The organism is Leclercia sp. GHBNCSD, from assembly GCF_055805075.1.
This window is the reverse complement of the sequence record NZ_JBQVYO010000001.1, coordinates 2,223,607-2,247,881: the sequence shown is the minus strand read 5'-3', so window position 1 is coordinate 2,247,881 and position 24,275 is coordinate 2,223,607. Positions and strand designations below refer to the sequence as shown.

The 24,275-nt window shown below is 55.4% G+C and carries 14 protein-coding genes, 1 tRNA gene, 3 rRNA genes and 1 pseudogene; 5 read left to right on the top strand and 14 right to left on the bottom strand.

The genetic code is table 11. The features are described from left to right. Window positions 1–83 precede the first annotated feature (83 nt). Window positions 84–608 carry a GNAT family N-acetyltransferase gene (locus ACT3IC_RS10815; protein ID WP_473477416.1) on the top strand — a complete coding sequence of 175 codons (525 nt, stop codon included), beginning with the start codon at window positions 84–86 and terminating at the stop codon, window positions 606–608. Window positions 609–640: 32 nt separating this feature from the next. On the opposite strand, the gene ACT3IC_RS10810 is transcribed toward ACT3IC_RS10815, so the two are convergent. Further along, a complete protein-coding gene (locus ACT3IC_RS10810) occupies window positions 641–1,399 on the bottom strand; it encodes an SDR family NAD(P)-dependent oxidoreductase (protein ID WP_473477413.1) in 759 nt (252 codons plus the stop codon). 119 nt (window positions 1,400–1,518) lie between these two features. Between ACT3IC_RS10810 and ACT3IC_RS10805 the strand changes: the two genes are divergently transcribed. From ACT3IC_RS10805 to ACT3IC_RS10795, 3 genes are all read left to right on the top strand, one after another. After that, window positions 1,519–2,418 (top strand): LysR family transcriptional regulator, encoded by a 900-nt coding sequence (locus ACT3IC_RS10805; protein WP_103177397.1) that lies wholly within the window; start codon window positions 1,519–1,521, stop codon window positions 2,416–2,418. A 53-nt stretch (window positions 2,419–2,471) separates the two neighbouring features. Continuing rightward, window positions 2,472–3,512: an inner membrane protein YhjD gene (yhjD, locus tag ACT3IC_RS10800; RefSeq protein WP_371816542.1), complete on the top strand. Its 1,041-nt coding sequence runs from the start codon at window positions 2,472–2,474 to the stop codon at window positions 3,510–3,512. A gap of 272 nt (window positions 3,513–3,784) precedes the next feature. Then, window positions 3,785–5,107, top strand: a complete 1,323-nt coding sequence (locus ACT3IC_RS10795) for an MFS transporter (RefSeq protein ID WP_103177399.1) — start codon at window positions 3,785–3,787, stop codon at window positions 5,105–5,107. A 68-nt stretch (window positions 5,108–5,175) separates the two neighbouring features. Here ACT3IC_RS10795 and ACT3IC_RS10790 read toward each other — a convergent pair whose 3' ends face one another. Both ACT3IC_RS10790 and pdeH read right to left on the bottom strand, forming a co-directional pair. Then, window positions 5,176–7,215 (bottom strand): AsmA family protein, encoded by a 2,040-nt coding sequence (locus ACT3IC_RS10790; RefSeq protein ID WP_156655344.1) that lies wholly within the window; start codon window positions 7,213–7,215, stop codon window positions 5,176–5,178. Between the two features lie 121 nt (window positions 7,216–7,336). Beyond that, the gene (pdeH, locus tag ACT3IC_RS10785; RefSeq protein ID WP_103177401.1) at window positions 7,337–8,107 is read right to left on the bottom strand and encodes a cyclic-guanylate-specific phosphodiesterase; all 771 of its coding nucleotides are present in this window, start codon (window positions 8,105–8,107) and stop codon (window positions 7,337–7,339) included. 232 nt (window positions 8,108–8,339) lie between these two features. Between pdeH and kdgK the strand changes: the two genes are divergently transcribed. Further along, window positions 8,340–9,269, top strand: coding sequence for a 2-dehydro-3-deoxygluconokinase (gene kdgK / locus ACT3IC_RS10780; protein ID WP_103824715.1), 930 nt, complete (start codon window positions 8,340–8,342; stop codon window positions 9,267–9,269). A 60-nt stretch (window positions 9,270–9,329) separates the two neighbouring features. Here the strand turns inward: kdgK and ACT3IC_RS10775 are convergent. From ACT3IC_RS10775 to trkH, 11 genes and pseudogenes are all read right to left on the bottom strand, one after another. Next, window positions 9,330–10,742: pseudogene (locus ACT3IC_RS10775) on the bottom strand (M16 family metallopeptidase); the annotation flags it as partial. A 225-nt stretch (window positions 10,743–10,967) separates the two neighbouring features. After that, complete coding sequence (gene dctA / locus ACT3IC_RS10770) at window positions 10,968–12,254, bottom strand: C4-dicarboxylate transporter DctC (protein ID WP_114316450.1); 1,287 nt, start codon at window positions 12,252–12,254, stop codon at window positions 10,968–10,970. Window positions 12,255–12,412: 158 nt separating this feature from the next. Continuing rightward, complete coding sequence (gene hmsP, locus ACT3IC_RS10765) at window positions 12,413–14,419, bottom strand: biofilm formation regulator HmsP (RefSeq protein WP_210406389.1); 2,007 nt, start codon at window positions 14,417–14,419, stop codon at window positions 12,413–12,415. 186 nt (window positions 14,420–14,605) lie between these two features. Further along, window positions 14,606–15,568: a bifunctional biotin--[acetyl-CoA-carboxylase] ligase/biotin operon repressor BirA gene (gene birA / locus ACT3IC_RS10760; RefSeq protein WP_156655347.1), complete on the bottom strand. Its 963-nt coding sequence runs from the start codon at window positions 15,566–15,568 to the stop codon at window positions 14,606–14,608. Then, complete coding sequence (gene murB / locus ACT3IC_RS10755) at window positions 15,565–16,593, bottom strand: UDP-N-acetylmuramate dehydrogenase (RefSeq protein ID WP_325941895.1); 1,029 nt, start codon at window positions 16,591–16,593, stop codon at window positions 15,565–15,567. Before murB ends, birA begins: the two co-directional genes overlap by 4 nt. Window positions 16,594–16,729: 136 nt before the next feature. After that, a 5S ribosomal RNA gene (gene rrf, locus ACT3IC_RS10750) occupies window positions 16,730–16,845 on the bottom strand. A 195-nt stretch (window positions 16,846–17,040) separates the two neighbouring features. Next, window positions 17,041–19,944: ribosomal RNA gene (locus ACT3IC_RS10745) — 23S ribosomal RNA — on the bottom strand. 209 nt (window positions 19,945–20,153) lie between these two features. Next, window positions 20,154–20,228: transfer RNA gene (locus tag ACT3IC_RS10740), tRNA-Glu, on the bottom strand. Window positions 20,229–20,315: 87 nt separating this feature from the next. Then, window positions 20,316–21,855 (bottom strand): 16S ribosomal RNA (locus ACT3IC_RS10735). Together the 16S, 23S and 5S rRNA genes with 1 tRNA gene alongside form the textbook arrangement of a ribosomal RNA operon. Before the next feature lie 377 nt (window positions 21,856–22,232). Further along, window positions 22,233–22,775 carry a menaquinone-dependent protoporphyrinogen IX dehydrogenase gene (gene hemG, locus ACT3IC_RS10730; protein WP_103177408.1) on the bottom strand — a complete coding sequence of 181 codons (543 nt, stop codon included), beginning with the start codon at window positions 22,773–22,775 and terminating at the stop codon, window positions 22,233–22,235. An 11-nt stretch (window positions 22,776–22,786) separates the two neighbouring features. Continuing rightward, a complete protein-coding gene (gene trkH, locus ACT3IC_RS10725) occupies window positions 22,787–24,238 on the bottom strand; it encodes a Trk system potassium transporter TrkH (RefSeq protein WP_103177409.1) in 1,452 nt (483 codons plus the stop codon). Between the last annotated feature and the right edge of the window lie 37 nt (window positions 24,239–24,275).

Below are 24,275 nucleotides of genomic sequence, written 5' to 3'. Positions count from 1 at the left end.
ATACCAGATTAAACATACCCGATAACCGGCACTATTTCAGTGATAATGTTAATATCATTTACAAAAGCTCCCGGAGATCTGGCATGCCTGTGCTGCACACCCCGCGTTTAACCTGTTCCCCACTGCAGGAAGAGGACTGGCCCTTTTTTCTCTCCCTGCAACAACACCCCGATGTGATGCGCTACGTGGCCGAAGCCCGTCCGGAAGAGGCCATTCGCGAAACGTTTACCTCTCGCCTGCCCGCGTGGTCTCCAGGCAGTGATCACTGGCTGTGCCTGGTGGTGCGCGATCACAATCAGACCCCGCTTGGGGTCACGGGCTATATTCATCGCGATGATGATTGTGCCGAAGTGGGGTTCCTCTTTGCCCCGCAGTCGCAGAGCAAAGGTTACGGCTTTGAATCCTTACAGGCGGTGTGCGATTACGCCTTTATGCAGGGAGGTATCCGCCGTTTGACCGCTACGGTGACGGCGGGCAATGTCGCCTCTAAACGTCTGCTGGAAAAAGTGGGCTTTGTGCTGGAAGGTGAACTGCGCGAAAGCTACTGGCTGGCAGGTGAGTGGCACAACGACTGGCTGTTTGGGCTGTTAAGAAAAGAGTACTGCTAAGCGTGCCGCGGGGCTCCCTCCCCGGCACCTGATTACAGGAACATCCCTCCGGAGACCTCAATGCGCTGCGCATTCATCCAGCCGAGTTCGTCGCTGAGCAGCGCCGCAATCGCATCGCCGATATCGTCCGGTAACCCAACGCGGCCCAGCGCTGTCTGGGAGGCGATCTGCTGATTGATCGCTTTGTTATCGCGTACACGACCGCCGCCAAAATCGGTTTCGATAGCCCCGGGAGCGATGATGTTGGCGGTGATCCCACGCGCGCCGAGCTCCTTAGCCTGATAACGGGTGAGCACTTCCATCGCGCCTTTCATCGCTGCATAGGTGCTGGAGCCCGGTAGCGCAAAACGGGCGAGGCCGGAGGAGACGTTCAGGATCCGCCCGCCGTTTTCCATCAGCGGTAATAGCCCCTGGGTCAGAAAGAAGGGACCTTTGAAATGGATGTTCATGACTTCATCGAACTGCGCTTCCGTGGTCTCCATATAAGGGGCATATAAACCCACGCCTGCGTTGTTCAACAAATAATCGAAGGTGTTACGCTGCCAGACTGAATGCAGTTTCTCACTTACCTCAGTGATGAACCGTTCAAATCCGGTAATATCACCGACGTTCAATTGCAATGCCGCCGCTTTTACCCCTTTTTGCTCAATTTCGTGCACAACGTCGAGCGCCTCCTGCTCACTCCGGTTGTAGGTCAGCAGGATCCCGACACCCTTTGCTGCCAGCTTCAGCGCCGCGTTTTTACCGAGCCCGCGGCTGCCGCTGGTCACTATTGCTATACGTTCAGTCATAAGAAACCTCGTTTCGGCTGTTGTGATGATTGAGAAAGAGCTTATTAGGTGATAGAAAATCAATAAATGCGCTACGCAACGCTTCACTGTTTCAAAATAAACAACAATGAGCGCTCCCTATGGATAAAATTCACGCAATGCAGTTATTTATTCGCGTCGCTGAACTGGAGAGTTTTTCCCGCGCCGCAGATTCAATGGGCCTGCCTAAAGGTAGCGTATCGCGCCAGATTCAGGCGCTGGAGAACGGGCTTGGCACCCAGCTGCTGCACCGTACCACGCGTCGGGTCAGCCTGACGCAGGACGGTATGGTCTACTACGAGCGGGCCAAAGATCTGCTGACCAATATGGAAGAACTGGATGGTCTTTTTTTGCACGACCCTGCCAGCGTCAGTGGAAGAATACGCGTCGATATGCCGGCCAACGTTGCGCGAAATTTAGTCATCCCCAAACTGCCGCTCTTCCTGCAACAGTACCCCGGCATTGAACTGGAGCTGAGCAGCAGCGACCGGCTGGTGGATGTGATTCGGGAAGGATTTGATTGCGTGGTGCGCGTCGGCACCCTGAAAGATTCCGGCTTAATTGCCCGCCCGCTCGGCAGGCTGTCGGTGATCAACTGCGCCAGCCCCGATTATCTGTCGCGTTTTGGCTATCCCGACGGGCTGGATGATTTAACCTCCCATGCGGTGGTGCATTACGCAACGCATCTCGGCACCCGGCCCCAGGGGTTCGAATATTACGATGGTGAGGCGACCCACTGGGTTAAGACCGGCGGTGTCCTGACGGTCAACAGCACCGAGACTTACCATGCCTCCGCCCTCGCCGGGCTGGGAATTATTCAGGTGCCGCGGGTAGGCGTGCGTGACGCCCTGCGGGCCAAAAAGCTGCTGGAGATCCTTCCGCAGTACCGCGCCAGGCCCATGCCGGTGTCGCTCATTTATCCCCACCGCCGCAACCTCTCCCGCCGGGTGCATCTGTTTATGGCGTGGCTCACGGAAATCATGAAAACCTACGTTGACTGAGCGCAGGCTATAATTGCAATGAACTCTCGCTAACGATAAGGAAAACGTGACTGATGCCGGATAGCAGCCAGCAACGTCCCACCCAGGATCTGGACTACGAGCCGATTAAGAAACTGGAAAATAGCCCGCCCCCGGCGCCAGATGAACCCAAAATTACCGCCGTGCGTAAAAGGGGCAGCCTGCTCGACAAGGCGAAAGATCTCATCCAGCTGATCCAACAGCGGCCGATGATTGCTCACCTGCTGCGCGCCGCCGAGCGTTTTAACGATCGGTTGGGCAACCAGTTTGGCGCTGCAATCACCTACTTCTCCTTCCTGTCGATGATCCCCATCCTGATGCTCTCCTTTGCGGCAGCGGGGTTTGTGCTGGTGTCGCACCCGACGCTGTTGCAGGACATCTTCAGCAAAATCCTGCAAAACGTCAGCGATCCGACGCTAGCCTCGACCCTGAAAAGCACCATCAACACCGCCGTCCAGCAACGTACTACCGTCGGGATAGTCGGTTTGTTTGTGGCGCTTTACTCCGGCATCAACTGGATGGGCAACCTGCGTGAAGCGATCCGCGCCCAGTCGCGCGACGTCTGGGAGCGTAAGCCGCAGGACCAGGAGAAAATCTGGATTAAGTATTTCCGCGACTTCGTCTCGCTGATCGGGCTGCTGGTGGCGCTGGTTATCACCCTCTCCATCACTTCCGCGGCAGGCTCGGCGCAGCAGATGATCATCTCCGCGCTCTATCTCGACACCATCGAGTGGCTGAAGCCAGTTTGGCATCTGGTGGGGTTAGGGATCTCGATGCTGGCGAACTACCTGCTCTTCTTCTGGATTTTCTGGCGCCTGCCGCGTCATCGCCCTCGCCGTAAGGCGCTGATCCGCGGCACGTTCATTGCCGCTATCGGCTTTGAGGTCATTAAAATCGTGATGACCTACACCCTGCCGTCGCTGGTGACCTCCCCGTCCGGGGCGGCATTCGGCTCCGTGCTGGGGTTGCTGGCCTTCTTCTATTTCTTCGCCAGACTGACCCTCTTCTGCGCGGCATGGATCGCCACCGCCGAGTACCCGGATGACCGGCGAATGCCCGGTAAAAGCCACCGGTAATTCCCCTATCGGGCTGAATAAGAATGAAATATATCAGCCCGATTCATCATTTCAGCATATAAATCCAGCCTGTAACTTTTATTTAACCGAAAACCAGTTATATATTCCAACTTTTTATTTCTGTGAAGCATTTCATAGATGTGATTCTTCTGGTCCGAAAATTATCCGCTTTTTGCTCTCTTTTTCACCGGCCGCTGCGTTTGTTACAGATTGAAATATCGCTTTTGCTGTGCGTAATATGGCCTTTCGTTCGCCAAAAATAAGAAAAGTTTATGCAAGCCACAGCCACAACACTTAATTCAGAGCAGGAAAACGCCCCGGTTAACTCGCGCAATAAAGTCGTCGTCGCGTCACTGATTGGCACCGCCATTGAATTCTTCGACTTCTATATTTACGCCACCGCTGCGGTTATCGTTTTCCCGCATATCTTCTTCCCGCAGGGCGACCCGACGGCGGCCACGCTACAGTCGCTGGCAACCTTCGCCATCGCCTTTGTTGCGCGCCCTATCGGCTCGGCCCTGTTCGGTCACTTCGGCGATCGCGTCGGGCGTAAGGTAACCCTGGTTGCTTCGCTGCTGACCATGGGTATCTCTACCGTTGCCATCGGCCTGCTGCCGACCTATGAAACCATCGGGATTCTGGCCCCGCTGCTTCTGGCGCTGGCCCGTTTTGGCCAGGGTCTGGGACTGGGCGGGGAATGGGGCGGCGCGGCGCTGCTGGCCACCGAAAATGCCCCGCCACGCAAACGTGCGCTGTATGGATCCTTCCCACAGTTGGGCGCGCCGATTGGCTTCTTCTTTGCCAACGGCACCTTCCTGCTGCTCTCCTGGCTGCTGACTGACGAGCAGTTCATGACCTGGGGCTGGCGTATTCCGTTTATCTTCTCGGCGGTGCTGGTGCTGATTGGCCTCTATGTGCGCGTCTCCCTGCACGAGACCCCGGTGTTTGCCAAAGTGGCCGCCGCGAAAAAACAGGTAAAAATCCCGCTGGGCACGCTGCTGACCAAACACGTTCGCGTGACCGTGCTCGGCACCTTCATCATGCTGGCGACCTACACGCTGTTCTATATCATGACCGTCTATTCCATGACCTTCAGCACCACGCCTGCGCCGGTGGGCCTGGGCCTGCCGCGTAACGAAGTGCTGTGGATGCTGATGATGGCGGTTATCGGTTTTGGCGTGATGGTGCCGATTGCGGGCCTGCTGGCCGACCGTTTTGGCCGTCGCCCGAGCATGATTGTGATCACTTCGCTGATTATTCTGTTTGCGCTGTTCGTCTTCCCGCCGCTGCTCGGTTCCGGTAATCCGGCGCTGGTGATGGCGTATCTGCTGATTGGCCTGAGCCTGATGGGGCTGACATTCGGTCCGATGGGCGCGCTGCTGCCAGAGCTGTTCCCGACCGAAGTGCGTTACACGGGCGCCTCCTTCTCCTATAACGTCTCTTCGATTCTGGGTGCGTCCGTGGCGCCGTATATCGCTACCTGGTTACAGGCGAATTACGGTCTGCAATACGTAGGGATCTACCTGGCGGCGATGGCGGCACTGACGCTGATTGCGCTGCTGCTGACTCACGAGACTCGCCATCAGTCATTGTGATCCTTAATGCCGGGTGGCGCTGCGCTTACCCGGCCTACATTCTCCTGTAGGCCGGGCAAAGCCTCCCACTATTTCTTCATCTGCGACAGAATGGTTTGACACTGATTGGCCTGCCCCTCAGACGGCGAGATGAGCGCCAGCAGCGCTGCAGCAGGGGTAACCAGGGTCGCCAGCGCAGCGGCCACCGCACCACGAGCAATTAACGGCCCCGCCTTCACCCCCGCATCCGGATCTTTAAAGCTACCACGCACGTACAGCGGCGAGCGCAGCGTCACGATGCGAATGCCTTTACTTTCCGGGTTGATGGTGAGATCCAGCTGTTCCGAGGCCATACTGGCGGTGCCGGTGACGTTGATCACCGCGTTTTCAGTATCGAAGGCGAAAATCTGCGGCCGTGCGACGCCGTTGACCAGGTCAATATTGGCGGCTGCGCAGTTTACCCGCACCTCGTCGTCGCCAAAGATCTGGCCGACGATGAAGTTCCCGACGTTCAGACCCAGAATTTCCATCAGGTTACGGCTCACCAGCCCGTCGTTCATCAGCAGCTTCAGATTGCCGTTACCGTTCCCCAGCAGGGCCGCAACAGAGTTGCCGGTACCGCGAATTTTGGCATCGCCATTCATCTCCCCCAGGGTTTTCTGCATCAGCTCCACATCCGGCATCAGCTCCTTCAGCTTCAGCCGTCGCGCCTGAATATCGGCCTGGCCCCGCATCGGATTTTTATCGCCTTCAAGATGGATATTTGAGGAGATGGTGCCGCCAGCCAGACCAAACTTCAGCGGCTCCAGACGCAGGTCGGCGTTTTTCAGGAGGATATGGGTAGAAAGATTACTGATAGGCAGGCTGCTGCCATGCTCGATCCGCCGCCCTTTGAAGCGCACGTCCGCATCCATTACGTCCCACTTATCGGTTTCGAAGCGGTCGTTCGGCAGCACTTTGCCGGACGGCGGTGCCTGCTTGCGTACCTCCTCCGCTTTGGTGCCTTTACCGGAGTCGACGCCAATCAGCGGCCCGAGGTCCGCCAGCCGCAGCTGACGCGACTCCACATCCCCTTCCAGCTTCGGCCGCGGTTTGCCGGTGGTGTAGGTCAGCGAACCGTGGATATCGCTGTCACCGATCCGGCCATTAAAGTTGCGGTAATCGTAGACCGAGGCCTCTTCCGAGTTGATCTTCGCCACCAGCCGACCATCGGTTTCAAACGGCGGCGTATCAGGCAGCAGTACGCCGGTCAGCTCATAAAGTTCGCCCAGCGAATCCCCGGCAAATTTCAGCTTCAGATCGACGCCGCCCATCTTCATTGGGTCGTTCACCGTACCGACAAAAGCCACCCGGGTATTGCCGGAGCGGAAGTCAGCCTGCACCGGGAAGGGGGTGCCTTCGCTGCGCAACGCCAGCATACCGCCAATTTTACCGGTGCCGCGCAGCGGCTGATCGTTGTAGCGCCCTTCCGCCTTCAGGCCAAAGACGTAATCGCCGACCTTATCCTTTTTGCCTTTATCGCCAGTCACTTCGCTGAAGGGTACCGGCTTGCCCAGCGGATCGACGAAGATCTCCATCTGTGCTTTGCTGACCGCGTCGTTCACGTCGATCCGCCCACGATCGAACAGAATATTATCGAGGCGGAAAGACCAGGACGAAGGCTGGGCATCAGGATCTTTTTCTTTATCATCGCCTGCCAGATCGAAGGTCCAGTTATTGGTCTTCTCCGACAGGCGGATCAGCCGGGCATCTGGCTGTTGCAGTTTGATCCACGGCAGATAGACCGTTTTGGTAAGCAGTGCCAGCGGCGCAAGGGTGGCCTCCACGCGCGGGAGATGCACCATGGTGATTTCAGGAATGTCCGGCGGGTTGCCGAGAATAACGTCGTTAGCGTGAACGTGCGGCCAGGGTATCCAGCTGCGCCAGCCCGTTTCGCCCTTCTGCCGCTCCCATACCACGCCCAAGTCCCCGCGAATAGCGAAAGGACGGTTAAGTTCGGTCGAGACTTTCTGGTTGATGGTCGGTTTGAGGCGGTTCCAGTCAAATGTCGCGATCACGACAATCAGCACCACAATCAGCAACAAGAAGACTCCCCCTGTCCAGGTGATAATCTTCGCTGTTTTTGTCATCCCATACTCCCTTTCAGTAATCACTTGCCTTTCATGAATATAGTCCAGGCATGCGGAAAGGGGGCGGCAGCGTCCGGTAATAACGCGTTAACCACGCGCTATTACGGGAAGCTGCTGGGTTTTACAGGGTGATGATTACGTTGTCGAGCGTCTCCATCGACACCGGGCGGGAGAGGAAATAGCCCTGGGCGGCAGCGGCGGGTGAGTTCTGTACATCGCGCCACTCTTCCAGCGTCTCGACGCCTTCGACGATAACCCCCTGGCAGTAGCGGTTCATCAGTTGCAGCAGAAGCGTGAACAGATTGCGCCCTTCCGGCGTCTGGCGCAGCATAATGAACAGATCGCGCGCCACTTTGATGTAATCGTAACGCACTTCGCTCAGGGCGGAGAAGTTCGCCATACCGGTGCCAAAGTCGTCCAGCCACAGCGGACCAAACTCACACATGGTGGCAAACGAGGAGTCCTGCGGCAGACGAACGTGCTCCACCAGCTCAAAGCGCAGCCACGGCAGCCGCTGGATCAGCTTCTGTAGGCTCTCATCCTGCCGCACCGCCAGCAGAGTTGGGCCATCGACGTTAACCGAAGCCAGAATGTTGTTGTCGGCGAAAAAGTTTTGTCTCACCGCCAGCATGGCGAGCTGCTCCTCCAGGATATCCAGACGATGACGCACGGGGACTTCCGCGAAGTAGCGATCCGGTGCAATCCGCTGTGCCGGGTTTGAAGGATGGGTCACGACGGTCAGGATCTCAATCGCCATCAGCTTACCGTCGGTACGGTAGATCGGCTGATAAGTATAAGCGCGCTCACATTGCAGCCAGTAGCGGTGTTCCTGTAAGTTCTCAATACTCGCTTCAGGGATGCTCAGCAGCTGGATGTCCTGCCTTAACTTCATTTCAGATGTCCTGTTGAATGGGAAAGAGCCTGTCGGGACTGGTCAAAGGATTATCGGCTCCTGGTAAGAGAACTTTATGTCCGGTTGCGGACGAAAATGAAAATCTGAGATATCAAACCCGTCAGGAACTTGTCCGAGTTCAAAAAAATAATGGAACGTCGTTTTAATACAGTTGACCGCTTCCGGCCTCCAGCGCAAACTAACCGCAGTTTAATTATCCAGGTTCACGACTATGTCCAAAAAAATTGCCGTGATCGGCGAATGTATGATCGAACTCTCCCAGAAAGGCGCGGAAGTCAGCCGCGGCTTTGGTGGCGACACCTTAAATACCTCCGTATATATTGCTCGTCAGGTCGATGCTGACGCGCTGGCGGTAAACTATGTTACGGCGCTGGGCACCGACAATTTCAGCCAGCAGATGCTGGACGCATGGCAGAGTGAAAATGTCGATACTTCCCTGACCCAGCGGATGGAAAACCGCCTGCCGGGCCTCTATTACATCGAGACCGACAGCACCGGCGAGCGCACCTTCTATTACTGGCGTAACGAAGCTGCCGCCAAATTCTGGCTGGAGAGCGACAGCGCGGCGCAGATCTGCGAAACGCTGGCCCATTTCGACTACCTCTATCTGAGCGGCATCAGCCTTGCGATCCTCAGCCAGAGCAGCCGTGAAAAACTGCTCTCCTTGCTGCGCGAATGCCGCGCCAACGGCGGGAAGGTGATTTTCGACAACAACTACCGTCCACGCCTGTGGGCCAGCCGCGAAGAGACGCAGCAGGTCTATAGCCAGATGCTGGAATGCACCGATATCGCTTTCTTAACCCTCGACGACGAAGATGCGCTGTGGGGCGAGAAGCCGGTTGATGAGGTGATTGCGCGTACGCAGGCCGCCGGTGTCAGCGAAGTGGTAATTAAGCGCGGGGCAGATTCCTGCCTGGTGGCGATCGCCGGAGAAGCGGTTATCGAAGTACCTGCGGTGAAGCTGGCGAAAGAGAAAGTGATTGATACGACCGCGGCGGGTGACTCCTTCAGCGCCGGCTATCTGGCGGTGCGTCTGACGGGCGGTACGCCGGAAGCGGCAGCGCAGCGCGGCCACCTGACCGCCAGCACGGTGATCCAGTATCGCGGCGCCATCATTCCACGCGAAGCGATGCCTGCTTAAGGGCTGTATCCATTAAAAAAGGCAACTTACGTTGCCTTTTTCCTTTTACTGCGCGCGTGCCATAATTTCGTTCCACGTCGCCTGCAGCTCCTTCATATCATATTCAGGTTCACCTTTCGGCTGCATTAAAATTAGCGACATATCCTGAGAAAGCTGCTGACGCAGATCCTGGCTCAACATATCCGCGGTCAGGCTGTTAAGGAAATCCTGGCGCAGCTTCTGATACTGTTCCGGCGCGATATCCACCACCTGATTTTGCAGGGAGCGAATACGCTGGCTGATCAGGATATCGGTATCGGTACGGGCATAGGTGGCGAACAGTTTTTGCAGCTCAATATTTTTCTGCGCCACCAGCGCGTTGAACTCCTCTTCGCTCAGGCCATTATCACGTACTTTCGCCAACTCTTTTGCCACTATCGCCATATTGGCGTTCAGCTTGTCGCCCGGCGACTCAACATTAATGGCGCACTGGGCGCGCTGGAACAGCACCCGGCAATCAAAGCCCAGACCAATATCTTTGGCGTTGTTCTTACTCAGGGTTTGCTGAACATGCCAGAACAGCGCTTCACGGGCTAAATCGGCGCGCCAGTAGCGCAGCAGCGCGGCAGACTCACGAATCGGCTGCCACGGGCTGTCCCACATGATGGAGAGACGATCCTGGCGCACGGCATCGGTCATGATGCTCACCGGCTCTGCGCGCAGAGGTGAAAGCGTTGGCACCGGCGCTGGCGTGTTACGTTTGCCTTTCAGCTCGCCGAAGGTTTTGCCAATCTGCTCAATCACCGCGCGGCTATCAATGTTACCGACCACAATCAGGGTCATGGCATCCGGGGTATACCAGGTCTGGTAGAACGACTTCACCTGTTCAATATCAACCGGTTGCTTTAGCGGCTCTGCCGGATCGTGGCCCAGCAGCGCCGAACCTTTCAGACGATAGCGCCACCAGCCCTCTTTGGTATCCGCAGGCCAGGTCGCCACCATGTCGCTGTTGCTCAGGGCGTAATTCACCGTCTCAGGGGTAATGGACACGTTACCGGCGGTATCTGACAGCCAGGTCAGCGCCTCTTTAAGCAGATCGTTGCGGTTGTTTGGCAGGCTGAGGTTAAACATGGTGTAGTCGTAGGAGACGACAGCAGGCGGCAGCGGGCGTTTCGGATCGATACCCTGTTGCCACAGTGAACGGGCCTGTACAGCCTGAAGGCTACCGCTTTGGGTCAGAGCCAGTCGGGGCAGGAAATGACTGAAACCGCTCTGTTGCGTACTCTCGGTCAGGGAGCCGGTATTGACGGAAAGGCGGATTTCAATGCGGTCGCTGGGGCGCTGTGGGGTGGCTAAAACTTGCCACTGAAAACCGTTAGACAGCGTTCCCTGTTGCCAGGCCGGGTCCGGCTGGAGCGCGTCAGCCTGCACGTAACTGGCTGCTGCCATCATGAGCAAACCGCCGGTTAAGAGTCGAATTTTTGTGCCCTGCATGTGAACCCCTGATCAACATTCCTGGTAACAAAGAGTGCCACACGCCCTGTCGCACTCTAAATATGATGTACAAAACACTCCGATTAGACCGCGCATGAAACGAAACGTCACGGCATGAAGTGAAATTTACCCGAAATAAATCTTATCGAATTATGACAAGTATGCTGGGCCATTATGCGCAGGAGCCCGCACCCCGACAAGGGAATGCGGGCCTGAGGGAAGATTTTAGGAGGACAAACCGTGTGTTTTGCCGTCTGGCGCACGATTATTCAGCGTATCGTCGAGCTTTTTGTGGTCCAGCTCTTTTACCCACTTCGCCACGACTACTGTTGCCACGCCGTTACCGACCAGGTTGGTCAGCGCACGGGCTTCAGACATAAAGCGGTCGATACCGAGGATCAACGCCAGGCCGGCCACCGGCAGATGTCCCACCGCGGAAATGGTTGCCGCCAGGACGATAAATCCGCTCCCCGTGACCCCAGCCGCCCCTTTTGAGGAGAGCAGCAGCACAACCAGCAGCGTAATTTGATGGAAGATATCCATATGGCTGTTAGTGGCCTGGGCGATAAACACCGCCGCCATCGTCAGGTAGATCGATGTCCCATCCAGGTTAAAGGAGTAGCCGGTGGGGATCACCAGCCCGACGACCGATTTACGGCAGCCCAGCTTCTCCATCTTATCGAGCATGCGCGGCAGCGCCGATTCGGATGAGGAGGTGCCCAGCACAATCAGCAGCTCTTCACGGATGTAGCGAATGAACTTGAAGATGCTGAAGCCGGTCGCGCGGGCGATGCTGCCCAGCACCACCACCACAAACAGTATACAGGTGATATAGAAGCAGACGATCAGCTGGCCCAGCTGCACGAGGGTACCGACACCATATTTACCGATGGTGAAGGCCATTGCCCCGAAGGCGCCAATGGGTGCCAGACGCATAATCATGTTGATGATGCCGAAAATCACCTGCGAGAAGCTTTCAATAACGTTAAAAATCAGCTGACCTTTGCTGCCGAGGCGATGCAGGGCAAAACCAAACATCACGGCGAACAGCAGCACCTGCAGGATATTCCCGCTGGCGAAGGCGCCAATCACGCTGCCGGGGATCACATCCAGCAGGAAGGCGACCACACCCTGATCTTTCGCCTGCTCGGCATAGACCGCCACCGCTTTTGCATCCAGCGTCGAGGGGTCAACGTTCATGCCCGCGCCGGGCTGCACGACGTTAACAATCACCAGACCAATGATCAGCGCGAGGGTACTGACGACTTCGAAATAGAGCAGCGCCACTGCACCCGTACGGCCAACGGCTTTCATGCTTTCCATGCCTGCGATACCGGTCACGACGGTGCAGAAAATAACCGGCGCGATCACCATCTTAATCAGCTTAACGAAAGCATCGCCAAGCGGTTTCATCTGGGCGCCTAATTCAGGGTAGTAATGACCAAGCAGAATACCAATGGCAATGGCGGTTAATACCTGAAAGTAAAGACTTTTGAAGAGAGAGGTTTTCATAAGATGTCCTTGGGAAGAAAAGCCGCAGGAAATGTAGGGTTACCCGTTACCTGCGGCCTTAAAATACCACCCATAAATCAGGACAGATAGAAGTTCAGGCTGAAATTGAAACGCAAATGTTAAGAAATTTGAGCTGACTCGCACAATCCAGCAACATTTCAGTCATCAGCGCTATTGGCATTGTGTTTAAGATAGCGACTCTCAAAAATATCGCCAGGAACGGCTTTATCGAACAGATATCCTTGCCCGCACTCTACCCCGGCATCGGCCAGCCAATGACGCTGGGCTTCGGTTTCGATCCCTTCGGCAATAATGCTCAGCTTCAGGCTACGCGCCAGCTGGATAATCGCCTCGACCATGCTGCTGTCTTCCGGCAGCCCCTCCACAAACGCCTTATCAATCTTCAGTACATCTACCGGCAGGGTTTTCATATGTTGCAGCTGGCGCAGACCAGCGTATCCCATGCCAAAATCGTCCAGCGCGATGCGCACCCCGGCATTCCGCAGCGGGCGGAGTATCGCTACCGCTTCGTTAGGATCGTCAATTCGGCGGCTCTCGGTCACTTCCAGAATGAGGGTATCCGGCTTAATCCGATAGCGGAGAATCATCGCCAGCAGGTCCGGAACCATGTTGGGGTGCATTAGCTGGAGCGCCGACAGGTTAACCGATAGCGGCATCATCACCCCACGCGACTGCCAGGCTGACAGCAGACGACAGGACTCTTCCAGTACCCAGTGCCCCACCGTCACAATCAGGCCGCAATTTTCAATACGGTCGATCAGCCCTTCCGGAAGCGCCCAACTGCCATCGGGCTGACGCATCCGCAACAGCGCTTCGGCGCTATGGACCTCACCGGTACGCAGATCGACCTGCGGCTGTAGCCAGATGGCAAAATTGTTGCTGTCCAGCGCGGTCAGAATATCGTTCTCTTCTGAGAGCCGCTGCTGCGCTTTCTCCATCTGCTCGGGCTCAAAGAACTGAATCTGATTCTTACCCTTCTGCCGGGCGGTAAACGCGGCGGAAAAGGCCCGGCGGTAAAGTTGCTCTGCGGTCAGGTTGCCGTAAAACATGGCGATACCAATACTGGCGCTCGGGCGCAGCTGGATCCCCTGAACCGGCAACCGCTCATTGATAACAGTAAGCACTTGCTGACCTAATGTGATGGCATGCCACGGCTCCTTGACGCCATTAGCGATAATCACGAAGTCGTAGCCGCTTACCTGCGTCAGTACCATCCGCGGCGCAAGCACGGATTTCAGCTTTTCAACCAGCGTCAGCAAGACCATCTCTCGCTGGCTCTCTTTCAGCACGCCGGCGGTATCCTGCAATGTTTCACAGGCCACCACTATCAGCGCCATGGTCTGCTGCCGCTTCACCGCCTGCTCCAGCATCACCATCAGAAACGCCTTGTTGGGCAGTTCCGACACCGGGAAACGGGTGGCATTGTGGTTGAGCTCATCATGCTGGCGCAGCATACGCTGCTGGTTGAGGTTGTAGCTGCGGACCAGCATGCCAATTTCGTCGTCGTGATGCAGGCGCGGCAGGGCAAGCTGGTGCCCCATCTGTTGCTGCGGCGAGAGGGTATCCAGCTCCCGGGCAATGCGACGCAGCGGATGGACGATGAGACGGTTTATGCACCAGGTCAGCGCCACGGTAAGCATCAGCGTCAACAATAAGTAAGTGGTTACCAACGTCGAGATCCAACTGATGACAAATTTGTACATCCGCCAGGAGTCAGACTGTAGCACCAGATAGGCCAGCGGCTGCGGGTTCGCCGGACGCTGCAACGAATAGACCGGAAGGGAGATCTGCACCGGCATTTCAAACAGCCGCTTCATCATCACCGGTACCGGATGCTCCGGGATAAAGTTCATGCGTAGCGCCTGAAACTGATTCGGCAGCACAACATCCGCCTGGCTGACGACCCCTGCCGGCTTGATGCTTTTGATAATGGACTCCGCCTGAGGAATATCACCCTTCAGAATAGCGGCAGAGAGAGGCTCACGGATTGAGCGGGCGATGCTCTCGAGTTGCGTAGCCGTGTTGTAGCGATTTTGCTGAATGGCATGAAACAGCAAAATAACGCAAAAGACGAAAACAAACACCATAGTGACGGCAGTGACCATCGCCATTTGTTTGATAGTTAAAGAGCGGCTGACACGCAAAATGGATCTCCAGAAACGCGAAAGGCAGGTTAATCAACTGTTACCCTGCTGCTTTCAGAGTATACCTTATCGGGAACTGTTTAAGAGAGTGTAACCAGGCGTTTAGGGATTATTCTGGTTGCCGCTTCGCACGGGGGATGGCGGCGGTATAGCTGAAGAACCGGGGAGCCCGCGGCTCCCCGCAATTTATTCGGCGCTGCGCAGTGAAATCTCGCCGCCGACCCATGGTTTAATCACGCCATCCTGCTCCAGCAACAGCGCGCCCTGCTCGTTGATACCGCGCGACGTGCCGTAGACCTCTTTGTCGCCGATGATCAGCTTCACCGCACGGTGAGCAAAGTTATCCAGCTTTTCCCAGCGGGGCAGGAACGGGGCTAAACCTTCCTGTTCGAAGATTTTCAGCGAATGGCGTAGCTCGTTAATCACCTGCACGGCAAGGACATTGCGATCGATGGCGATCCCTGCTTCCTGCAGGTTGATCCAGCCCTGATTAATATCTTCGGCCTGTACATTGCGCATCACCAGATTTATCCCCGCACCCATTACGATCTGCGCGGCATCACCGGTTTTCCCGGTCAGTTCTACCAGAATACCAGCCAGTTTGCGATCGTTCAGATAGAGATCGTTTGGCCACTTCACGCGCACTTTGTCGGCGCCCAGCGACTGCAACACTTCTGCCAGCACAATGCCAATCACCAGACTGAGGCCGATGGCGGCGGCGGGACCTTGTTCCAGACGCCAGTACATGGAGAGATAAAGATTGGCACCAAAAGGCGAAAACCATTTACGTCCCCGGCGGCCACGACCCGCCTGTTGGTATTCTGCCACGCAGCAGTCGCCGGACTGTAGCGTGTCAAGCCGGTCGAGCAGATACTGGTTAGTAGAGTCAATTACCGGCAGAACGGCAACGCTGCTGTCGGTGATCTGACCGCTGATAAAGGCTTCGTCCAGGAGCTGAACCGGCTCCGGCAGACTGTAGCCTTTGCCCGGCACGGTAAAGACATCCACTCCCCAGTCACGCAGGGTCTGAATATGTTTATTGATGGCGGCGCGGCTCATTCCCAGCTGTTCGCCCAGCTGTTCACCGGAATGGAAATCGCCATCAGCCAGAACAGAGATAAGCTTCAGGGGAACGGTATGATCCTTCATGCAATGGCCTCCACCGCATTAACTTCACCGTGATGGCCGATAAAGCGCACCTCCGGCTCCAGCCAGACATCAAATTTCTCACCCACATGCTGGCGCACCTGATGGGCCAGCTGCACGACATCACGGCTGGTCGCATTGTTTTCGTTGATAAGCACCAGGGCCTGCTGACGATGTACCGCTGCGCCGCCACAGGTTGTGCCTTTAAGCTGACACTGATCGATCAGCCAGCCCGCAGCCAGCTTAACGCTGCCATCTGCCTGCGGATAGTGTGGCGCCTGCGGCCACTGGGCGAGTAAGGTTTCGGCTTTTTCACCGGAGATAACCGGATTTTTGAAGAAGCTTCCGGCGTTACCGTTCACTTTCGGATCGGGCAATTTACTCATTCGCATATGGCAAACCGCGTCGAAAATCTCTTTTGCAGTGACCGTGGCAGGATCCAGACGAGCGAGATCGCCGTAGGTCAGGACAGGCTGCCAGTTTTTGGTCAGGCGCAGACCAACCGCAACGATGACATATTTCTCCTGATACTCATGTTTGAAAATGCTGTCGCGATAGCCAAAGCGGCACTGTTCCGCACTTAAACGCAGCGGATTACCCGTTGCCAGCTCGATACAGTCGACATAATCACAAACATGTTTGAGTTCGATGCCATAGGCACCGATATTCTGAATAGGAGATGAACCCGCACAGCCAGGGATTAGCGCCAGGTTTTCCAGACCCGGCATATTATTTTCAAGGGTAAACTGCACCAGGCGATGCCAGTTCTCCCCGGCTCCCACGTGCAAACGCCAGCAATCCTGCGCCTCTTCAACTTTAATCCCGCTGATGCGGTTAACGATCACCGTACCAGAAAAGTCTTCCAGAAAGAGAACGTTACTGCCTTCGCCCAGAATAAGAACAGGGAGGTGGTGTTGCGTGGCGTGATTCCATGCGGCCAGCAGTTGCTGCGCATCGTCGGCCCGCACGATCTGTCGGGCATTTCGGTCAATACCGAAGGTGTTCCAGGGCTTAAGGGAGTGATTCATAGACGCTATCCAGATGCAAAAACCGGGATAGTTTACCGTATATGGAATCGGTTAGGGGGATAACTTTAAAGACGGGATAGAATACGCAGAAACGCAAAAAGCCCATCCGTGAGGATGGGCTTTCGGCTTGTTTGATGCCTGGCAGTTCCCTACTCTCGCATGGGGAGACCCCACACTACCATCGGCGCTACGGCGTTTCACTTCTGAGTTCGGCATGGGGTCAGGTGGGACCACCGCGCTACAGCCGCCAGGCAAATTCTTGGTGCTCTGTACGCAATACTTTATCGCATCAGCCGCGTTGGCCGCGCTCGTAAAGTCAGTCACATACTTCAGTATGCTCCTTCCTTTCCTTCGCTTGCCGCCTTGCTGCTGCGCAAACTATTGTGTACTTAACTCTGAATCAATGCTGAAAATCTCTCAAACCCACCGAAACAGCTTCGGCGTTGTAAGGTTAAGCCTCACGGTTCATTAGTACCGGTTAGCTCAACGCATCGCTGCGCTTACACATCCGGCCTATCAACGTCGTCGTCTTCAACGTTCCTTCAGGACCCTCAAAGGGTCAGGGAGAACTCATCTCGGGGCAAGTTTCGTGCTTAGATGCTTTCAGCACTTATCTCTTCCGCATTTAGCTACCGGGCAGTGCCATTGGCATGACAACCCGAACACCAGTGATGCGTCCACTCCGGTCCTCTCGTACTAGGAGCAGCCCCCCTCAATTCTCCAGCGCCCACGGCAGATAGGGACCGAACTGTCTCACGACGTTCTAAACCCAGCTCGCGTACCACTTTAAATGGCGAACAGCCATACCCTTGGGACCTACTTCAGCCCCAGGATGTGATGAGCCGACATCGAGGTGCCAAACACCGCCGTCGATATGAACTCTTGGGCGGTATCAGCCTGTTATCCCCGGAGTACCTTTTATCCGTTGAGCGATGGCCCTTCCATTCAGAACCACCGGATCACTATGACCTGCTTTCGCACCTGCTCGAGCCGTCACTCTCGCAGTCAAGCCAGCTTATGCCATTGCACTAACCTCCTGATGTCCGACCAGGATTAGCTGACCTTCGTGCTCCTCCGTTACTCTTTAGGAGGAGACCGCCCCAGTCAAACTACCCACCAGACACTGTCCGCAACCCGGATTACGGGTCTACGTTAGAACACCAGCCATTAAAGGGTGGTATTTCAAGGACGGCTCCACGCAGACTGGCGTCCACGCTTCAAAGCCTCCCACCTATCCTACACATCAAGGACCAGTGTTCAGTGTCAAGCTATAGTAAAGGTTCACGGGGTCTTTCCGTCTTGCCGCGGGTACACTGCATCTTCACAGCGATTTCAATTTCACTGAGTCTCGGGTGGAGACAGCCTGGCCATCATTACGCCATTCGTGCAGGTCGGAACTTACCCGACAAGGAATTTCGCTACCTTAGGACCGTTATAGTTACGGCCGCCGTTTACCGGGGCTTCGATCAAGAGCTTCGCGTTGCCGCTGACCCCATCAATTAACCTTCCGGCACCGGGCAGGCGTCACACCGTATACGTCCACTTTCGTGTTTGCACAGTGCTGTGTTTTTAATAAACAGTTGCAGCCAGCTGGTATCTTCGACTGATTTCAGCTCCACCCGCAGGGGCTTCACCTACATATCAGCGTGCCTTCTCCCGAAGTTACGGCACCATTTTGCCTAGTTCCTTCACCCGAGTTCTCTCAAGCGCCTTGGTATTCTCTACCTGACCACCTGTGTCGGTTTGGGGTACGATTTGGTGTTACCTGATGCTTAGAGGCTTTTCCTGGAAGCAGGGCATTTGTTGCTTCAGCACCGTAGTGCCTCGTCATCACACCTCAGCGTTAACAAGGTACCGGATTTACCTGGAACCTCCGCCTACATGCTTAAACCGGGACAACCGTCGCCCGGCCAACATAGCCTTCTCCGTCCCCCCTTCGCAGTAACACCGAGTACAGGAATATTAACCTGTTTCCCATCGACTACGCCTTTCGGCCTCGCCTTAGGGGTCGACTCACCCTGCCCCGATTAACGTTGGACAGGAACCCTTGGTCTTCCGGCGAGCGGGCTTTTCACCCGCTTTATCGTTACTTATGTCAGCATTCGCACTTCTGATACCTCCAGCATGCCTCACAGCACACCTTCGCAGGCTTACAGAACGCTCCCCTACCCAACAACACATAGTGTCGCTGCCGCAGCTTCGGTGCATGGTTTAGCCCCGTTACATCTTCCGCGCAGGCCGACTCGACCAGTGAGCTATTACGCTTTCTTTAAATGATGGCTGCTTCTAAGCCAACATCCTGGCTGTCTGTGCCTTCCCACATCGTTTCCCACTTAACCATGACTTTGGGACCTTAGCTGGCGGTCTGGGTTGTTTCCCTCTTCACGACGGACGTTAGCACCCGCCGTGTGTCTCCCGTGATAACATTCCCCGGTATTCGCAGTTTGCATCGGGTTGGTAAGCCGGGATGGCCCCCTAGCCGAAACAGTGCTCTACCCCCGGAGATGAATTCACGAGGCGCTACCTAAATAGCTTTCGGGGAGAACCAGCTATCTCCCGGTTTGATTGGCCTTTCACCCCCAGCCACAGGTCATCCGCTAATTTTTCAACATTAGTCGGTTCGGTCCTCCAGTTAGTGTTACCCAACCTTCAACCTGCCCATGGCTAGATCACCGGGTTTCGGGTCTATACCCTGCAACTTAACGCCCAGTTAAGACTCGGTTTCCCTTCGGCTCCCCTATACGGTTAACCTTGCTACAGAATATAAGTCGCTGACCCATTATACAAAAGGTACGCAGTCACACCCGAAGGTGCTCCCACTGCTTGTACGTACACGGTTTCAGGTTCTTTTTCACTCCCCTCGCCGGGGTTCTTTTCGCCTTTCCCTCACGGTACTGGTTCACTATCGGTCAGTCAGGAGTATTTAGCCTTGGAGGATGGTCCCCCCATATTCAGACAGGATACCACGTGTCCCGCCCTACTCTTCGAGTTCACAGCAAGTGTGCTTTCGTGTACGGGAGTATCACCCTGTACCCTGCGACTTTCCAGACGCTTCCACTAACACACAAGCTGATTCAGACTCCGGGCTGCTCCCCGTTCGCTCGCCGCTACTGGGGGAATCTCGGTTGATTTCTTTTCCTCGGGGTACTTAGATGTTTCAGTTCCCCCGGTTCGCCTCGTTAACCTATGTATTCAGCTAACGATAGTGCAACGAATTGCACTGGGTTTCCCCATTCGGACATCGCCGGGTCAAGGGTTCATATCACCTCGCCGGCGCTTTTCGCAGATTAGCACGTCCTTCATCGCCTCTGACTGCCAGGGCATCCACCGTGTACGCTTAGTCGCTTAACCTCACAACCCGAAGCTGTTTCACTTCGTGTTGTGAAAATTTGAGAGACTCGAACACACCGCATTTCTGTTCTTATTACGGAGAACAGACACAGTGTGTCGTTTCAATTTTCAGCTTGATCCAGATTTTTAAAGAGCAAATATCTCAAACATGACTCTGAAGTCAGTTTTGAGATACTGATTGGTTGTGCCTTTCACTCACACCCAGCAAGTGGCGTCCCCTAGGGGATTCGAACCCCTGTTGCCGCCGTGAAAGGGCGGAGTCCTAACCGCTAGACGAAGGGGACACGAGGTGTCACGACTTCGCAGCCGTCTTGCTTTCTACTTTCTATCAGACAATCTGTGTGGACACTACAAAGGCAGGTTCTTTAAGGTAAGGAGGTGATCCAACCGCAGGTTCCCCTACGGTTACCTTGTTACGACTTCACCCCAGTCATGAATCACAAAGTGGTAAGCGCCCTCCCGAAGGTTAAGCTACCTACTTCTTTTGCAACCCACTCCCATGGTGTGACGGGCGGTGTGTACAAGGCCCGGGAACGTATTCACCGTAGCATTCTGATCTACGATTACTAGCGATTCCGACTTCATGGAGTCGAGTTGCAGACTCCAATCCGGACTACGACGCACTTTATGAGGTCCGCTTGCTCTCGCGAGGTCGCTTCTCTTTGTATGCGCCATTGTAGCACGTGTGTAGCCCTACTCGTAAGGGCCATGATGACTTGACGTCATCCCCACCTTCCTCCAGTTTATCACTGGCAGTCTCCTTTGAGTTCCCGGCCGGACCGCTGGCAACAAAGGATAAGGGTTGCGCTCGTTGCGGGACTTAACCCAACATTTCACAACACGAGCTGACGACAGCCATGCAGCACCTGTCTCAGAGTTCCCGAAGGCACCAAGCCATCTCTGGCAAGTTCTCTGGATGTCAAGAGTAGGTAAGGTTCTTCGCGTTGCATCGAATTAAACCACATGCTCCACCGCTTGTGCGGGCCCCCGTCAATTCATTTGAGTTTTAACCTTGCGGCCGTACTCCCCAGGCGGTCGACTTAACGCGTTAGCTCCGGAAGCCACGCCTCAAGGGCACAACCTCCAAGTCGACATCGTTTACGGCGTGGACTACCAGGGTATCTAATCCTGTTTGCTCCCCACGCTTTCGCACCTGAGCGTCAGTCTTTGTCCAGGGGGCCGCCTTCGCCACCGGTATTCCTCCAGATCTCTACGCATTTCACCGCTACACCTGGAATTCTACCCCCCTCTACAAGACTCAAGCCTGCCAGTTTCAAATGCAGTTCCCAGGTTGAGCCCGGGGATTTCACATCTGACTTAACAGACCGCCTGCGTGCGCTTTACGCCCAGTAATTCCGATTAACGCTTGCACCCTCCGTATTACCGCGGCTGCTGGCACGGAGTTAGCCGGTGCTTCTTCTGCGAGTAACGTCAATCACTGCGGTTATTAACCACAATGCCTTCCTCCTCGCTGAAAGTACTTTACAACCCGAAGGCCTTCTTCATACACGCGGCATGGCTGCATCAGGCTTGCGCCCATTGTGCAATATTCCCCACTGCTGCCTCCCGTAGGAGTCTGGACCGTGTCTCAGTTCCAGTGTGGCTGGTCATCCTCTCAGACCAGCTAGGGATCGTCGCCTAGGTGAGCCATTACCCCACCTACTAGCTAATCCCATCTGGGCACATCCGATGGCAAGAGGCCCGAAGGTCCCCCTCTTTGGTCTTGCGACGTTATGCGGTATTAGCTACCGTTTCCAGTAGTTATCCCCCTCCATCAGGCAGTTTCCCAGACATTACTCACCCGTCCGCCACTCGTCACCCGAGAGCAAGCTCTCTGTGCTACCGTTCGACTTGCATGTGTTAGGCCTGCCGCCAGCGTTCAATCTGAGCCATGATCAAACTCTTCAATTTAAGTTTGATGCTCGTGAATTAAACTTCGTAATGAATTACGTGTTCACTCAGAGACTTGGTATTCATTTTTCGTCCGAGGACGTTAAGAATCCATGTCACTTTGAGTGCCCACACAGATTGTCTGATAAATTGTTAAAGAGCAGTGCCGCTTCGCTTTTTCGCTGCGGCGCGGGGTGTGCATATTACGCTTCCCCGCCTCAAAGTCAAGCGATTATTTTCGCTTTTCTCCGTGAGGTTCTTACCGAACCCCGCTGACCCGGCGGCGTGTTTGCCGTTGTTCCGTGTCAGTGGTGGCGCATTATAGGGAGTTATCTGACGGTGACAAGCAGAAATCTTAAAAAGTTTTCCGTTCGCTTACTTTTCGACCTTTGCGACTATTAATGCCGCGAATTGCGGGTTAATTGCGCAATTTCCCGGGCGAAACTGGAGACCTGGGACCAGTCGGTATAGACCACCTCTTTACGGGTATCCGTTTCGCCGCCTGTCATCTTCATAATAAGGCGAATCATAAAGCGATCGTACCAGCGGTAGCGCGGATAACGCAGCGCCCCCGCAAAGACAGCACAGGCAGTTGGCTTCCAGGGTGAGTTCAGTAAAAACTTGCGCGTGTAGCTGTTGGTTTGCGGCGTGCGCTTTTCCGCTTTACGCGCCACCAGATTCACAGAGTAGAAAGCGCCAGGCAGGCTATTCAGCATTGCCGTATGCTTTTTCACGAAGCGATCCACCGCAGGATGGAAATGACCGTAACGAATCGAGGCGCCAATCACCACGCGGTCATACTCCTGCCACGCAATCTCTTCTGTGCGGTTCAGATTGACGACATCCGCATAGATACCCTGCTCTTTTAACTCAGAAGCCAGAAAAGCGGCAATCTCCCGCGTCTGCCCGTCGCGCGTTGAAAATAGAATTAATGTTTTCACAAACGGCTCCCTTATTCGCGCCAGAATGTTGGTGTCAGGAGAACCAACAGCGTAAAGACCTCAAGACGCCCGAACAGCATATTGGCAATCAGGATCCACTTCGCGGTTGGGTTCATACTGGCAAAGTTGTCTGCGACCACGCCAAGGCCCGGCCCCAGGTTGTTCAGTGTGGCGACCACGGAGGCAAACGCCGAAAAGTCATCCACGCCCGTCGCGATGATCGCCAGCATGCTGACGATAAAGACCAGCGCGTAGGCAGAGAAGAAGCCCCACACCGCCTCCAGAATACGCTCCGGCAGTGCGCGGTTGCCCAGTTTGATGCTGTAAACCGCATTCGGGTGTACCAGACGCTTAAGCTCGCGGTTCCCCTGTTTAAAGAGCAGCAGAATGCGGATCACCTTCAGGCCACCGCCCGTCGAACCGGCACAGCCGCCGATAAAGGCCGAACAGAGCAGCAGCACAGGCAGGAAGAGCGGCCAGCGCGCGATACTGTCGGTGGTGAACCCTGCGGTGGTCGCCATCGATACCACCTGGAAGAAAGCCTGATTAAGGGTGGTGACCGCCGAGTCATAGACATCGTGTAGCCACAGCACCAGGGTACAGATAGCCACCAGCGTCAGCTGCACGCCAATGAACATGCGGAACTCCGGGTCGCGCCAGTACACCTTCAGGTTACGGCCGCTTAACAGCGAGAAGTGCAGGCCGTAGTTACAGCCGGAGATAAGCAGGAAGATAGCAATGATGGTATTGATTGTAGGGCTGTCAAAATAGCCGACGCTGGCATCATGGGTTGAGAACCCACCAATGGCGATGGTCGCAAAACTATGGCCAATGGCATCAAAGGCTGGCATCCCGGCGAACCACAGCGCCAGCGCACAGGCGACCGTCAGCAGAACATAGATCAGCCATAACGTTTTGGCCGTCTCGGCAATACGCGGGCGCATTTTATTATCTTTCAGCGGCCCCGGCATTTCGGCACGGTAGAGCTGCATCCCCCCGACGCCCAATATTGGCAGGATAGCTACGGCTAATACGATGATCCCCATACCGCCGAACCATTGCAGCATCTGCCGGTAAAAAAGGATGGCATGAGGTAATGAGTCCAGCCCCACCAGGGTGGTGGCTCCGGTGGTGGTCAGCCCGGAAAAGGATTCGAAGAAGGCATCGGTGATCGTCAGGTTGGGTTGTTCCGAGAAGATGAAGGGTAATGCCCCCACGCTGCCCAGCACGGTCCAGAACAGCACCACGATCAGGAAACCTTCCCGGGATTTCAGCTCCCCTTTCTGACGGCGGTTAGGCCACCATAGCAGGGAGCCAATCATCAGCGCGACGAAAAAGGTCTGCGTAAAGGCGCGGCCCGCACCATCCCGATAAATAAGCGCTACCAGTCCCGGGAGGATCATCGTCCCGGAGAAAAGTATGACCAGCAATCCAACAATTCGGGTTATGGCACGAAAATGCATCTCTGCCGCTTCCTTTGGTATTCAATAAGTAGGGTGG